The organism is Enterococcus sp. CR-Ec1 (genome assembly GCF_002850555.1).
GTDB lineage: Bacteria > Bacillota > Bacilli > Lactobacillales > Enterococcaceae > Enterococcus_D > Enterococcus_D entomosocium.
Window position 1 is genome coordinate 1,653,860 of the sequence record NZ_CP025223.1, and the last position, 14,134, is coordinate 1,667,993.

The 14,134-nt window shown below is 44.4% G+C and carries 10 protein-coding genes and 2 rRNA genes; 10 read left to right on the forward strand and 2 right to left on the reverse strand.

The annotated features are described in order from the left end of the window. Positions 1-34: 34 nt before the first annotated feature. Complete coding sequence (locus CXM95_RS07860) at positions 35-655, reverse strand: MBL fold metallo-hydrolase (protein WP_005236256.1); 621 nt, start codon at positions 653-655, stop codon at positions 35-37. A 98-nt stretch (positions 656-753) separates the two neighbouring features. Here CXM95_RS07860 and CXM95_RS07865 point away from each other — a divergent pair, with 98 nt between their 5' ends. From CXM95_RS07865 to CXM95_RS07875, 3 genes are all read left to right on the forward strand, one after another. Beyond that, complete coding sequence (locus CXM95_RS07865; protein ID WP_008381348.1) at positions 754-1,167, forward strand: GNAT family N-acetyltransferase; 414 nt, start codon at positions 754-756, stop codon at positions 1,165-1,167. 278 nt (positions 1,168-1,445) lie between these two features. Further along, positions 1,446-1,982: a hypothetical protein gene (locus CXM95_RS07870; protein WP_005236248.1), complete on the forward strand. Its 537-nt coding sequence runs from the start codon at positions 1,446-1,448 to the stop codon at positions 1,980-1,982. A gap of 259 nt (positions 1,983-2,241) precedes the next feature. After that, a complete protein-coding gene (locus CXM95_RS07875) occupies positions 2,242-4,731 on the forward strand; it encodes an ATP-dependent DNA helicase (RefSeq protein WP_101698971.1) in 2,490 nt (829 codons plus the stop codon). A 92-nt stretch (positions 4,732-4,823) separates the two neighbouring features. On the opposite strand, the gene CXM95_RS07880 is transcribed toward CXM95_RS07875, so the two are convergent. After that, positions 4,824-5,315, reverse strand: a complete 492-nt coding sequence (locus tag CXM95_RS07880) for a YajQ family cyclic di-GMP-binding protein (RefSeq protein ID WP_005230187.1) — start codon at positions 5,313-5,315, stop codon at positions 4,824-4,826. A gap of 153 nt (positions 5,316-5,468) precedes the next feature. On the opposite strand from CXM95_RS07880, the gene CXM95_RS07885 reads away from it, so the two are divergent. The 7 genes from CXM95_RS07885 (at position 5,469) to CXM95_RS07915 (ending at position 14,098) form a co-directional block, all read left to right on the forward strand. After that, positions 5,469-6,404 carry a YitT family protein gene (locus CXM95_RS07885; RefSeq protein WP_005236241.1) on the forward strand — a complete coding sequence of 312 codons (936 nt, stop codon included), beginning with the start codon at positions 5,469-5,471 and terminating at the stop codon, positions 6,402-6,404. A gap of 74 nt (positions 6,405-6,478) precedes the next feature. Then, positions 6,479-6,808: a metal-sulfur cluster assembly factor gene (locus CXM95_RS07890; RefSeq protein WP_005231940.1), complete on the forward strand. Its 330-nt coding sequence runs from the start codon at positions 6,479-6,481 to the stop codon at positions 6,806-6,808. A gap of 202 nt (positions 6,809-7,010) precedes the next feature. Then, a complete protein-coding gene (locus tag CXM95_RS07895; protein WP_005236221.1) occupies positions 7,011-7,949 on the forward strand; it encodes a dihydroorotate oxidase in 939 nt (312 codons plus the stop codon). A 57-nt stretch (positions 7,950-8,006) separates the two neighbouring features. Beyond that, positions 8,007-8,528 (forward strand): GNAT family N-acetyltransferase, encoded by a 522-nt coding sequence (locus tag CXM95_RS07900; protein ID WP_034872232.1) that lies wholly within the window; start codon positions 8,007-8,009, stop codon positions 8,526-8,528. 138 nt (positions 8,529-8,666) lie between these two features. Then, positions 8,667-8,852, forward strand: a complete 186-nt coding sequence (locus CXM95_RS07905) for a hypothetical protein (RefSeq protein WP_086299482.1) — start codon at positions 8,667-8,669, stop codon at positions 8,850-8,852. 541 nt (positions 8,853-9,393) lie between these two features. Then, positions 9,394-10,953 (forward strand): 16S ribosomal RNA (locus CXM95_RS07910). A gap of 230 nt (positions 10,954-11,183) precedes the next feature. Continuing rightward, positions 11,184-14,098: ribosomal RNA gene (locus tag CXM95_RS07915) — 23S ribosomal RNA — on the forward strand. Together the 16S and 23S rRNA genes form the textbook arrangement of a ribosomal RNA operon. Positions 14,099-14,134: the final 36 nt, after the last annotated feature.

Below are 14,134 nucleotides of genomic sequence, written 5' to 3' on the forward strand. Positions count from 1 at the left end.
AACTAGTTATTCCTCCTTTTGATTCGTCATACGTTTATGCGTTAAAAAACGGATTGGTCCGTTTCTCAATTTCGATCGTTGTTGGTTCTCCGTGGCCAGGATAGACCGCCATTTGATTCGGTAAAACAAAGAGTTGCGTTTGGATGCTGGTCAACAATTGTTCCAAATTTCCGGTTGGCAGGTCTGTCCGACCAATGCTACCTTTAAATAAGGCGTCTCCGGAAACGACAAAATTGTCAAAAATAAAACTGACGCTGCCAATGGAATGACCCGGGGTTGCAACAACCTTAAAGGACATGCCAGCTATCTCGTACTCTTTCAACTCTAGCTCGAATTCAGCTGGACGTGCGGTGATGGTTCCTAATTCAGGATGACGGCCAGAAAGGTTTTTCATAGGATCACTTAGCCATCCTTGCTCAAGCGGACTCACGTAAACGGGGATCTGATAATAATCCCGCAAATGGTCAACTGCGCCGATATGGTCATAATGAGTGTGGGTCAATAAAATCGCTGCTGGTTTTGCGCCTGTTTTTTCGATCTCAGCGATCAATCTCGCTGCTTCTGCTCCAGGATCAATAATCAACAAAACATCTTCTTTCCAAATTAGGTAACAATTTTCTTGAACGGGTCCTGTCACTAAACCAATGATTTTCATGCTAAAACCTCCTAGGATCACAAATACTTGTGTCTGACTATAAGTATAGCTTAAAGTATAAGAGGAAACAAAGAAAGGTTTTTAGGAGTGAAAAATTAATGATAAAAACGATAAACGCAGAAGACAATCGTCAGGCAGTCTGTCAATGGCTAAATCATTCAACGAAAAAAACAGAGGCAGTGAGTGCCTTTTCCGATCAAGAGCAGCTTTCATTTGCTTTTTTTGACAATCAGGATCAACTTGGTGGGGTGATTGGAAAACGGACAGGCAATACGATCCATATTCAATTGTTAGCAGTTGATCCAAGCCATCAGAATCAGGGGATCGGGAAACAATTGATAAAAGCACTTTTTGATCACGGTAAAAAAGCGGGGTGTCGTTCCGTGACGGTTACCACCCAAGACTACCAAGCGCCGCAATTCTACCAAGCAGTCGGCTTCGAACCGTTTGCTGTGCTTACGGATACACCTGTGCTTGGCACGGATAGGCTTTACTTCGTGAAGATGCTGTGATCAACCTTTGGCAGGCAGGTGATAAGGATAACCAATAGTTTGATGAGAGAAAAGCTTAGAATTATTGTGGGAATTCGAAAATTTTTCTAAGAAACTGCATTAGCAAAAAACTGCTGTTATACTAATTAAAATAAGAAAGCGTTGATTCGTTTGAAACGGGTCTAGTTTTTGACGAAAGCATGAACATTCTTCGTGACCAACTTCGAGGAAAGTGTGTGATCTGTATCTTGCGTTAGTTTTGATTGGTATACCTCAACTCTTTGTAAGAAGGTGTTTTTATGAAAAAATCCCTGCAATTTTTTTTCACTCTATGCTTCGCCGCGCTCGCTTTAGTGAGCTGTGGCCAAGAGGAGCTAACCATCAACGATTCGAAAGAAGTTTCTGAAACTGTTACTTCCGCCTCAAAAACGGTTGAAAATGGCGACCTTGATTTGATGCTGATCCAAGATGAGAGTGTCATCTTTCCGCAAAGCCAAGGGGTTTATGATTTTCATGAGAATGAGTTGACGATCGTTAAGCAGTATTTGCCGATGGCAGATTTAGAAGATAGTTCAGCCAGCTTTAGTGATGTTGCCTTGTATGAAGGACAAATCGAAAGTGATTTTCAGCGTCATTTTTCCCATTCAGAGGTACAGTTGTCCAACGACCCTTATCAAATTTATGAGATCACCTATCAAGATGCATCATACACGGTTGAAGGGAAGCATTTGACGATCAAAGCAGATGGACGGACCTTTGAGTTCACCTTAGATCTAGACAATCAACAAGCTTTTGACCAAAATGGTGTCAGTTATGATATTCAAGTCGATCAATAAATATCTTTCAAAAAATAGCCCTGCTTTACTTGCTTAGGTGAGTAGAGTAGGCTTTTTTGTAAATCCTTCGCCAAACCCATTTTCTGGAAGAAAAAATGAAGTCAATTATCTGATGAGTAGGTGTTTTGTTGCAAGTGGTTTTTTCATGGTGATAAAACCTGTTTGAATAGGATACTCTCCGCAGAGGATGAAAAGCTGTTTCTGTTCGCTTTTCCAAAAGTAATCTATCCGCTATAATGGCAAACGAGAAGGTGAACACGTGTATAAAGGAAAAGTTGCGGTTAGAAAAATCGTAGAATTTATTTTGCGCCGAGGCGATATTGATAGCCGTAAAGTCAGTAATCATACCGCGCAAGAAGGCGCCCGTATCCATCGCCAACTACAAAAAGAGGCTGGGGATGCGTATCAAAAAGAAGTCTTTTTCAAACGAGAAAGCCAAATTGAGAAAGATTCGATCACTGTCGAAGGACGTGCCGATGGTCTCTTTTTTGATGCAACTGTTAATTCTTGGGTGATCGATGAGATCAAAACTTCAGAACCAGCGTTCGAAGATATCCCTGAAGATCAAATCGATTTGTTTTTTGCCCAGGGAATGGTTTATGCTTATTTGTTTTTACTACAAGAAAATGAACAAGCAGCGCTTAGTGACAGTGAAAATCAAGAGAAACCAGAAGCAGAACCTACTGCTGAAGGTAATGATCCGAAGAGACCCATCGATCGAATCGCCGTACAATTGACTTATTATCAAACCACTGAAAAGCTGACCACCCGTACGAGAAGAACATTTCAGTTTTCAGAATTAGCTGTTTTTTATGAAGAATTACTTCAGGAATATCATAAATGGTTAGTTTTTCAAGAGAATTGGCGCCGTGTCCGCAATACGTCTTTGCAGCTGCTGTCTTTTCCCTTTGAAACCTTTCGCAAAGGGCAGCGAGAGTTAGCAGCAGCGGCGTATAAAACACTAAAAAATGGCAAGCGACTTTTTGCGGAAGCGCCAACTGGAACTGGAAAAACCATGTCAACGCTGTTTCCCGCATTAAAAGTGCTAGGGGAAGAAGGGGCTGATCGGGTCTTTTATCTGACGGCGAAGACGATCACCAGACAAGTGGCCGAAGATGCACTGAGCAAGTTAGCAGACAACGGTAGTGAAACCAAAAGTGTCACGATTACCGCCAAAGACAAAATCTGTTTTTTAGATGAACGAAACTGTACGCCAGAACACTGTGCGTATGCGCAAGGCTATTACAATCGAATCAATGAAACATTATGGGATCTGTTGCATCACGAGAACCAAATAACCCGAGAAGTGATCGAGACCTACGGAAAGAAACATACGGTCTGTCCCTTCGAGCTTTCACTGGATGTCAGTGTCTTTTGCGATGTCATTATTGGTGATTATAATTATTTGTTTGATCCCACCGTTTATTTGCGAAGATTTTTTGAGGAGCCGGATGAAGAATATTTCTTTCTAGTGGATGAGGCCCATAACTTAGTCAACCGTTCCAAAGAAATGTATTCGGCAACCATTACCCGGCAGCCATTTAAGGAATTAAAGAAGAAACTATCCAATGACCAGCAAAAATTAAAACGCGCCCTAAACAAAGTTGACAAAGAATTTGCGGCTATTGCTCAAATAGCAAAAGAGGAAGAGTGGGAATACCACCATCAAGCAGCTCCCCATGAAACGATGGTCAATCAGCTCTACAAAGTAGCTGAATTGATGAAGGAATGGTTGCCGGCAAATCCTGAGCATGAATTGCAAGAAGAAGTGCTGCAAGTGTATTTTGAAGCTAATCATTATTTGAAGATCAGTGAATTTTATGATGATCACTACGAAACGACGGTGGAGATCGACCGCTATGATATCAAACTACGGCAATTTTGCATCGAACCAGCGCCGTTTTTGGAATCTGTGTTAGATAAGGGCAAGGCCAGCCTGTTGTTTTCTGCGAGCTTTACTCCTTTGTCCTATTATCAAGAGGTGTTAGGAGGCGGCAATGAAGCTTTGCGCTATCGCCTGCCAAGTCCTTTTGATCCGAAAAATCAGGGGATTTTTATTGCAGACTATATCCAAACAACGTATCGCCAACGTGAAGCCAGCATTCCTGCAATCGTTGATGCAATCCAGCAAATGACTGCAGCGAAAGCGGGAAACTATATGGTCTTTTTCCCTTCTTATCGTTACTTGGATGATGTGGCGGCAGCATTTTCCCAACAGGCGCCAGAGGTGGAGGTCTTGATTCAGGGGACAGCCATGAACGAAGTAGAGCGCGAGGCGTTTCTTGCACAGTTTCAATCTCTTGAGCGGCAACGATCATCCTTGCTAGAAACAAGTCAAGACGGACAAGAGAGCCAGCCAAAAACATTAGTGGCATTTTGTGTCCTTGGTGGAATTTTTTCTGAAGGGATCGACTTGAAAGGCGATCGCTTGATCGGTGCGGCAGTGGTAGGAGTCGGACTGCCGCAAATCAATCACGAGCAAGAATTGATTCGGGAATATTACGATGAGAAAAAGGCAGCTGGCTTTGCGTATGCCTATCAGCTGCCCGGGATGAATAAAGTCCTGCAAGCAGCCGGTCGAGTGATCCGGGATGTCAGCGATCGCGGCGTGGTGTTATTGCTGGATCAACGTTTTCGGACACCGCGTTACCAAGAACTTTTCCCACTGCACTGGCAGCATGCCTTAAACATTCGTCGGCCGCAAGAGTTATCAAAGGCATTGACTCATTTTTGGCAAGAAAAAAACTAGAAGCAGAGCTTTCAGGAGAGGTTGTGCAAAATCAGCGGGTAAGGCCGATTTTGCCTAACCATCACGTTAGACTCTGTTCTAGTTTTTTTTGATTAGCGATAATTTGTAAACTGTAAATCGATCGTCAGGGGCAGTTTACGCAACAATTGGATCACTTCTTGCAGATCGTCACGACTTTTGCCGGTTACCCGAATTTGATTGTCTTGAATTTGAGTTTTAACTTTTAGCTTGGCGTTTTTGATCGCTGTCGTTATTTTTTTGGCGTTTTCTTTATCGATCCCATTGATCAATTCTGCCGTTTGACGAGCTTTTGCCCCCAAGGCATGCTCCGTTTCGCCAAATTGAATATTTTTCGTTGGTACATTCCGTTTGATCAGCTTCGCAAAGAGCACATCTTTGATTTGCTCCAACTTAAATTCGTCATCTCCAACGATCGTCAGTTTGCCCTCAGTCATCTTGATTTCTACCGTGGAGCCTTTAAAATCAAATCGGTTTTTCAATTCTTTTTCCGCCTGTTGAATGGCGTTTTTCACTTCTTCCGTGTTGATCTCAGATACGACATCAAAACTTGCTTCTTTTGCCAAAATCAATCACTCCTCTCATCTCTTACCTATGATTTTAACATGGAGGCGAACGATGCGGGAATCAAAAGTAAATTTTTGCAAATAATTGTTTCATTTTTTCACACAAACTGCTATTCTTTGGAAGGAGATTTTTAGTGAAGGAGCTAGATCATTGTGAGTAAGTTATTAACGAAGCACGAACAATCAGAACGATTGAAAAAAATAGGGGTTATTTTGCTGTCAGGTATCACCGCAGCCATTGCTTTAAATTTCTTTTTGATTCCCGCAAACGTTCTTTCTGCTGGGATGAACGGGGTCGCCCAATTGATCGTGGCACTTGCCTTGGAACATTTTGGCGTTCACCTTAGTACAGGGCTGTTTATTTTCCTCTTAAACTTGCCTATCTTTGTTCTCGGGTTCATCAAACTCGGGAAATCATCGACACTATTGAGCTTTATCAATGTCGTTGTCGTTTCTGTCTTAACGATAATCCTTCCACAAGGAGCAATCACTGACAATATTTTGGTTAACGCTTTGCTCGGTGGCGTACTGTTAGGCGTCGGCGTTGCGTTTTCACTGAAAATGGGTTTTACCACCGGCGGAATGGATATCCTTTCGTTGATATTATCAAAAACGACTGGAAAAACGGTCGGTAAATATATGTTTATTTTAAACGGCATCATTGTCATGGTCTCAGGTTTCGTCTTTTCTTGGGAAAGTGCCTTGTACACGATCATTTCGATTTTCGCAATGAGCTACGTGGTGGACATGCTGCACACAAGTCATCAAAAGGTAACGGCGATGATTATTACGACCAATGCGGAAGCTGTTGGGAAAAATATTTCTAAGCATGTGTTTCGTGGCATGACTTTGTTCCCCTCAGTCGGAGGGTATTCAGGCGTACCAGGCAATATGATCATGATGGTCGTGACCCGCTACGAGATCTACGATTTAGAACAAGCCGTTTTAGAAGCAGACGGCAATGCGTTTATTAACTTTGTGCCGACCCAATCGATCACAGGTCGTTTTGCGACAGATGATGAACAACGGACCTTTAAAACGACAGGGGTCTTCCCAGAACTTAAAATACACAAGAAAAGCCGTCCATAATCCAGGATCGTCCATTTACAAATCTTGCAAAAGAAGGTATTATTTGAAACAAGAATTAAAGGAGGTCTTCAACCGTGGCATATACTGAAGTAGAAGCAGAAGCAATCAAAGAGCGTGTCTTGGCTGCCTTGGAAACCGTGATTGACCCTGAGTTGGGGATTGATATAGTGAATCTAGGCTTAGTTTATGAAGTCGAATTTGATGCAGAAACAGGCAATACCGTAATCAAAATGACCTTAACAACAATGGGCTGTCCCTTAGCCGACGTATTGACTGAATCGATACACGAAGCATTAAGCGATATTCCAGAAGTCAAAAATCCAGAAGTAAAACTAGTCTGGTATCCCGCATGGACGACTGATAAAATGAGTCGTTATGCACGGATTGCTTTGGGGATTCGTTAAGGATTTTATCGTAGAAAATAAATGTCTTAGACTCTTTTATCAGCTGAATAAAGTTGATAGAAGAGTCTTTTTGGATTTAAGTTGGATGCGTGTCTTTAACTATCTTGCTTTTAGTCAGTGCTTGCAGAAAGTTTGCGAAGATTGCATTGCATTTTCAGAAATGAAACGGTAAACTAGTTGAAAAGATTGGAGGAATGAATCAATGTTAGCTACGAATTTTGGGAAATATACATACAAAAATCCGTTTATGAACGCCTCAGGAGTCCATTGTATGACGATCGAGGAATTAGATGAATTAGCGGCATCAGCAGCTGGGGCATTTGTCACGAAGAGTGCAACGCTAGAAGCACGTGCGGGAAATCCAGAACCACGTTATACCGATTTACCGTTAGGAAGCATCAATTCGATGGGATTACCAAATCTAGGGGTGGACTACTACTTAGACTATGCTATCAAAAAACAGCAGGAAATGACCCAGCAAGCGCCCTTCTTTTTCTCTGTCGCTGGTATGAGCGTGGCTGAAAACATTGAGTTATTGAAGAAAATCCAAGAAAGTGATTTTGAAGGAATCACAGAGTTAAATCTTTCTTGTCCAAACGTGCCAGGAAAACCCCAAGTTGCCTATGATTTTCCTTTGACCGATCAAATTCTGGAAACAGTCTTTGGTTTTTTCACAAAACCTTTAGGTGTAAAATTGCCGCCATACTTTGATTTGGCGCACTTTGATGAGATGGCTAAGATATTGAACAAGTATCCGTTAACTTATATCAATTCAATCAATAGTATTGGGAATGCTTTATTCATTGATCCTGCTACTGACTCAGTAGTTATCAAACCAAAAGATGGTTTTGGCGGTTTGGGAGGCGAATATGTGAAACCAACGGCATTAGCCAATGTGCGGGCTTTCTATACACGTCTCAAGCCAGAAATCAAAATTATCGGTACTGGTGGGATTCGTAATGGTCAAGATGCGTACGAACATTTGTTATGTGGCGCTTCTATGTTGCAGATCGGCACAGAGCTGCAAAAAGAAGGACCGGTGATCTTTGAACGATTGACGAAAGAATTAGCAGCGATCATGAAAGAAAAAGGGTATCAATCAATCAGTGAGTTCCAGGGGAAATTAAAAACGATTGATTAAGAACGACTTTGAATGCTTTACTATCCGCTTCTTTTTATAGAAGAAAGGTGGTTTTTAATGGAGAAGTTTCGTAAAACAACGGAGGATGATCTGGTTGAGTTGATGGCGCTTTTTGAAGAAGGCATTGCTTTCTTAAAAGCACAAGGATCTCCGCAATGGCAAGATGGATACGGTCCTAAAGAAAATCAAATCAAAGCAGATATTGCAAACGATGAGAGCTATGTGTTGGTGATAGATGGAAAAATTGCGGCATCGGCAGCGTTAGTATCCGGTGAAGATCCTGTCTACAACGCAATTACCGGCGCAGGGTGGGATGGAAACGGTCCATATCTATCCATTCATCGCGTCGTTGTCAGTTCTCATTTTAAAGGGCAAAAGTTAAGCGCCAAATTGCTGCAAGCTCTTGAAGTGGTTGCATTAGAGCAAGGAATCGTTGATTTACGTATCGATACGTATAAAGCCAATATTGGTATGCAAAAGAATATCCAAGCAGCTGGCTATCAATACAAAGGAGAGGTAACATTCCCTTTTCCGAACGGAGAGCGATTGGCTTTTCAAAAACGTTTGACCGCAAGCTGAACATTCTATTCCATGAGTGTCACTTGGCTGAATTAATGGAATAGTTGTGTCAAAGTGAATTTTTGGTATGAAAATGCGGATAATGGTTGTCAGAATCCTTTCGGCTTGCTAAGATAAGCACGTAAAGGACGGTGCCAAATGAAGAAAAGAGTCAAAAAGAAAAAAGCGTATAAAAAATATATCCATGATATTTTTGCGGGTTATGAAGAAATGCTTGAGAATCCAGCGATCAATGAGAAGAAGTTTTCTTATCTGAAAGAAGAAACAACCTTAAAACGAGACGATCAAAACCAGATCCGTTTTCGTACGATCGATATTGATTAAACTACCTATTTTGGGTAGTTTTTTTGTTTATCTCGACTTAGTTGAAAATATTTCAGAAAAAAGCTTGCTCTTTCATTCTTAGAATGATAAAGTATTCAACGTTGGCAATTGAGCCAGCAGGTCAAAAAAGCTTTTGAAAAAACTTCAAAAAAGACTTGACCAAAAATGAAACAGATGATATTATAACAAGGTCGCAATAATAAAACGGTTAATCGATGTTGATAAATCAACAAAATTAATTAAAAAAGTTGTTGACAAATAACAAATCATTTGTTATTCTAATGAAGTCGCTGAGACAGCCGCTACGAAGTTGAAAAACAACGAGCGGAAAAAACTTTTAAAAAAGAGTTGACAATCAATTGTCGCTCTGATATGATATAAAAGTTGCTAACGCAGCACTGTAGACCTTTGAAAACTGAACAAAGCAAGCAAACGAACCAATGTGTAGGACGTTTCAATTTATTGAAACAAATACATGCAAGCAATAGCTAGCAAAGTTAATTTTTATGAGCTTAATGACCGTATGGTCATTCAAACAAATCATTATGAGAGTTTGATCCTGGCTCAGGACGAACGCTGGCGGCGTGCCTAATACATGCAAGTCGAACGCTTTTTCTTTCACCGGAGCTTGCTCCACCGAAAGAAAAAGAGTGGCGAACGGGTGAGTAACACGTGGGTAACCTGCCCATCAGAAGGGGATAACACTTGGAAACAGGTGCTAATACCGTATAACACTATTTTCCGCATGGAAGAAAGTTGAAAGGCGCTTTTGCGTCACTGATGGATGGACCCGCGGTGCATTAGCTAGTTGGTGAGGTAACGGCTCACCAAGGCAACGATGCATAGCCGACCTGAGAGGGTGATCGGCCACACTGGGACTGAGACACGGCCCAGACTCCTACGGGAGGCAGCAGTAGGGAATCTTCGGCAATGGACGAAAGTCTGACCGAGCAACGCCGCGTGAGTGAAGAAGGTTTTCGGATCGTAAAACTCTGTTGTTAGAGAAGAACAAGGATGAGAGTAAAACGTTCATCCCTTGACGGTATCTAACCAGAAAGCCACGGCTAACTACGTGCCAGCAGCCGCGGTAATACGTAGGTGGCAAGCGTTGTCCGGATTTATTGGGCGTAAAGCGAGCGCAGGCGGTTTCTTAAGTCTGATGTGAAAGCCCCCGGCTCAACCGGGGAGGGTCATTGGAAACTGGGAGACTTGAGTGCAGAAGAGGAGAGTGGAATTCCATGTGTAGCGGTGAAATGCGTAGATATATGGAGGAACACCAGTGGCGAAGGCGGCTCTCTGGTCTGTAACTGACGCTGAGGCTCGAAAGCGTGGGGAGCGAACAGGATTAGATACCCTGGTAGTCCACGCCGTAAACGATGAGTGCTAAGTGTTGGAGGGTTTCCGCCCTTCAGTGCTGCAGCAAACGCATTAAGCACTCCGCCTGGGGAGTACGACCGCAAGGTTGAAACTCAAAGGAATTGACGGGGGCCCGCACAAGCGGTGGAGCATGTGGTTTAATTCGAAGCAACGCGAAGAACCTTACCAGGTCTTGACATCCTTTGACCACTCTAGAGATAGAGCTTCCCCTTCGGGGGCAAAGTGACAGGTGGTGCATGGTTGTCGTCAGCTCGTGTCGTGAGATGTTGGGTTAAGTCCCGCAACGAGCGCAACCCTTATTGTTAGTTGCCATCATTTAGTTGGGCACTCTAGCGAGACTGCCGGTGACAAACCGGAGGAAGGTGGGGATGACGTCAAATCATCATGCCCCTTATGACCTGGGCTACACACGTGCTACAATGGGAAGTACAACGAGTTGCGAAGTCGCGAGGCTAAGCTAATCTCTTAAAGCTTCTCTCAGTTCGGATTGTAGGCTGCAACTCGCCTACATGAAGCCGGAATCGCTAGTAATCGCGGATCAGCACGCCGCGGTGAATACGTTCCCGGGCCTTGTACACACCGCCCGTCACACCACGAGAGTTTGTAACACCCGAAGTCGGTGAGGTAACCTTTTTGGAGCCAGCCGCCTAAGGTGGGATAGATGATTGGGGTGAAGTCGTAACAAGGTAGCCGTATCGGAAGGTGCGGCTGGATCACCTCCTTTCTAAGGAATATTTCGGAAGACTACACATCGTTTGCCTTTGTTCAGTTTTGAGAGGTTTACTCTCAAACAAAATTTGTTCATTGAAAACTGGATATCGAAGAAAAAAATCAAAACAAGTAACACACACCGAGTTGAAATGTTAAAAGAGTTTTTTAATAAGTTCAACGCTTATTTTCTTGAGCAACCTTCTATCGCTAGAAGAAGTACTCAAAACCGACCATAAGGTCAAAGGTTAAGTGAATAAGGGCGCACGGTGGATGCCTTGGCACTAGGAGCCGATGAAGGACGGGACTAACACCGATATGCTTTGGGGAGCTGTAAGTAAGCTATGATCCAGAGATTTCCGAATGGGGAAACCCAGCATCTTTTATAGGATGTTACGTCTGCGTGAATACATAGCGCAGTCGAGGTAGACGCAGAGAACTGAAACATCTAAGTACCTGCAGGAAGAGAAAGAAAATTCGATTCCCTGAGTAGCGGCGAGCGAAACGGGAAAAGCCCAAACCAACAAGCTTGCTTGTTGGGGTTGTAGGACTCCGATATGGTAGTCTATTCAGATAGTCGAAATACTTGGAAAAGTATGTCAAAGAGGGTAAAAACCCCGTAGGCGAAATTTGGATAACACCTAGGAGGATCCTGAGTACGGCGGAACACGAGGAATTCCGTCGGAATCCGGGAGGACCATCTCCCAAGGCTAAATACTCCCTAGTGACCGATAGTGAACCAGTACCGTGAGGGAAAGGTGAAAAGCACCCCGGAAGGGGAGTGAAATAGATCCTGAAACCGTGTGCCTACAACAAGTTAGAGCCCGTTAATGGGTGATAGCGTGCCTTTTGTAGAATGAACCGGCGAGTTACGATAGCATGCGAGGTTAAGTTGAAGAGACGGAGCCGTAGCGAAAGCGAGTCTGAATAGGGCGAATGAGTATGTTGTCGTAGACCCGAAACCATGTGATCTACCCATGTCCAGGTTGAAGGTGCGGTAAAACGCACTGGAGGACCGAACCCACGTACGTTGAAAAGTGCGGGGATGAGGTGTGGGTAGCGGAGAAATTCCAAACGAACTTGGAGATAGCTGGTTCTCTCCGAAATAGCTTTAGGGCTAGCCTCGGAATTGAGAATGATGGAGGTAGAGCACTGTTTGGACTAGGGGCCCATCTCGGGTTACCGAATTCAGATAAACTCCGAATGCCATTCATTCATATCCGGGAGTCAGACTGTGAGTGATAAGATCCATAGTCGAAAGGGAAACAGCCCAGACCACCAGCTAAGGTCCCCAAATAACTATTAAGTGGAAAAGGATGTGGGGTTGCACAGACAACTAGGATGTTGGCTTAGAAGCAGCCACCATTTAAAGAGTGCGTAATAGCTCACTAGTCGAGTGACCCTGCGCCGAAAATGTACCGGGGCTAAATAGTTTACCGAAGCTGTGGAGTGCACCATGAGGTGCATTGGTAGGAGAGCGTTCTAAGGGCGTTGAAGGCAGATCGTGAGGACTGCTGGAGCGCTTAGAAGTGAGAATGCCGGTATGAGTAGCGAAAGACAGGTGAGAATCCTGTCCACCGAATGACTAAGGTTTCCTGGGGAAGGCTCGTCCGCCCAGGGTTAGTCGGGACCTAAGCCGAGGCCGACAGGCGTAGGCGATGGACAACAGGTTGATATTCCTGTACCCGTTGTTTTTGTTTGAGCAATGGAGGGACGCAGGAGGCTAAGAAGTGCAGACTGATGGATATGTCTGTTCAAGCAGTAAGTCTTGGTAGGAGTCAAATGCTTCTACCTATACGGACAAGCTGTGATGAGGAGGGAAATAATAGTACCGAAGCTTCTGATGTCACACTGCCAAGAAAAGCTTCTAGTGAGAAAACAACGGCCCGTACCGCAAACCGACACAGGTAGTCGAGGAGAGAATCCTAAGGTGAGCGAGAGAACTCTCGTTAAGGAACTCGGCAAAATGACCCCGTAACTTCGGGAGAAGGGGTGCTGCTCTAACGAGCAGCCGCAGTGAATAGGCCCAAGCGACTGTTTATCAAAAACACAGGTCTCTGCAAAATCGAAAGATGACGTATAGGGGCTGACGCCTGCCCGGTGCTGGAAGGTTAAGAGGAGTGCTTAGCGTAAGCGAAGGTACGAATTGAAGCCCCAGTAAACGGCGGCCGTAACTATAACGGTCCTAAGGTAGCGAAATTCCTTGTCGGGTAAGTTCCGACCCGCACGAAAGGCGTAACGATTTGGGCACTGTCTCAACGAGAGACTCGGTGAAATTTTAGTACCTGTGAAGATGCAGGTTACCCGCGACAGGACGGAAAGACCCCATGGAGCTTTACTGTAGTTTGATATTGAGTGTCTGTACCGCATGTACAGGATAGGTAGGAGCCGTAGAGATCGGGACGCCAGTTTCGATGGAGGCAATGGTGGGATACTACCCTTGCGTTATGGCCACTCTAACCCGCAGCCCTTATCGGGCTGGGAGACAGTGTCAGATGGGCAGTTTGACTGGGGCGGTCGCCTCCTAAAAGGTAACGGAGGCGCCCAAAGGTTCCCTCAGAATGGTTGGAAATCATTCGAAGAGTGTAAAGGCAGAAGGGAGCTTGACTGCGAGAGCTACAACTCGAGCAGGGACGAAAGTCGGGCTTAGTGATCCGGTGGTTCCGCATGGAAGGGCCATCGCTCAACGGATAAAAGCTACCCTGGGGATAACAGGCTTATCTCCCCCAAGAGTCCACATCGACGGGGAGGTTTGGCACCTCGATGTCGGCTCGTCGCATCCTGGGGCTGTAGTCGGTCCCAAGGGTTGGGCTGTTCGCCCATTAAAGCGGCACGCGAGCTGGGTTCAGAACGTCGTGAGACAGTTCGGTCCCTATCCGTCGCGGGCGTTGGAAATTTGAGAGGAGCTGTCCTTAGTACGAGAGGACCGGGATGGACTTACCGCTGGTGTACCAGTTGTCTCGCCAGAGGCATCGCTGGGTAGCTATGTAGGGAAGGGATAAACGCTGAAAGCATCTAAGTGTGAAGCCCACCTCAAGATGAGATTTCCCATTTCTTTAAGAAAGTAAGATCCCTGAGAGATGATCAGGTAGATAGGTCAGAAGTGGAAGGCCAGTGATGGTTGGAGCGGACTGATACTAATCGATCGAGGACTTAACCAAAAAGAAAAAGCACGTAAACTCGTAGCGTTTTGATTT

Bases quoted from the DNA above. Each gene is read 5' to 3' on its own strand.
- CXM95_RS07900 (WP_034872232.1), top strand. From the start codon at position 8,007: ATGGAGAAGTTTCGTAAAACAACGGAGGATGATCTGGTTGAGTTGATG.
- CXM95_RS07860 (WP_005236256.1), bottom strand. From the start codon at position 655: ATGAAAATCATTGGTTTAGTGACAGGACCCGTTCAAGAAAATTGTTAC.
- CXM95_RS07870 (WP_005236248.1), top strand. From the start codon at position 1,446: ATGAAAAAATCCCTGCAATTTTTTTTCACTCTATGCTTCGCCGCGCTC.
- CXM95_RS07905 (WP_086299482.1), top strand. From the start codon at position 8,667: ATGAAGAAAAGAGTCAAAAAGAAAAAAGCGTATAAAAAATATATCCAT.
- CXM95_RS07865 (WP_008381348.1), top strand. From the start codon at position 754: ATGATAAAAACGATAAACGCAGAAGACAATCGTCAGGCAGTCTGTCAA.
- CXM95_RS07895 (WP_005236221.1), top strand. From the start codon at position 7,011: ATGTTAGCTACGAATTTTGGGAAATATACATACAAAAATCCGTTTATG.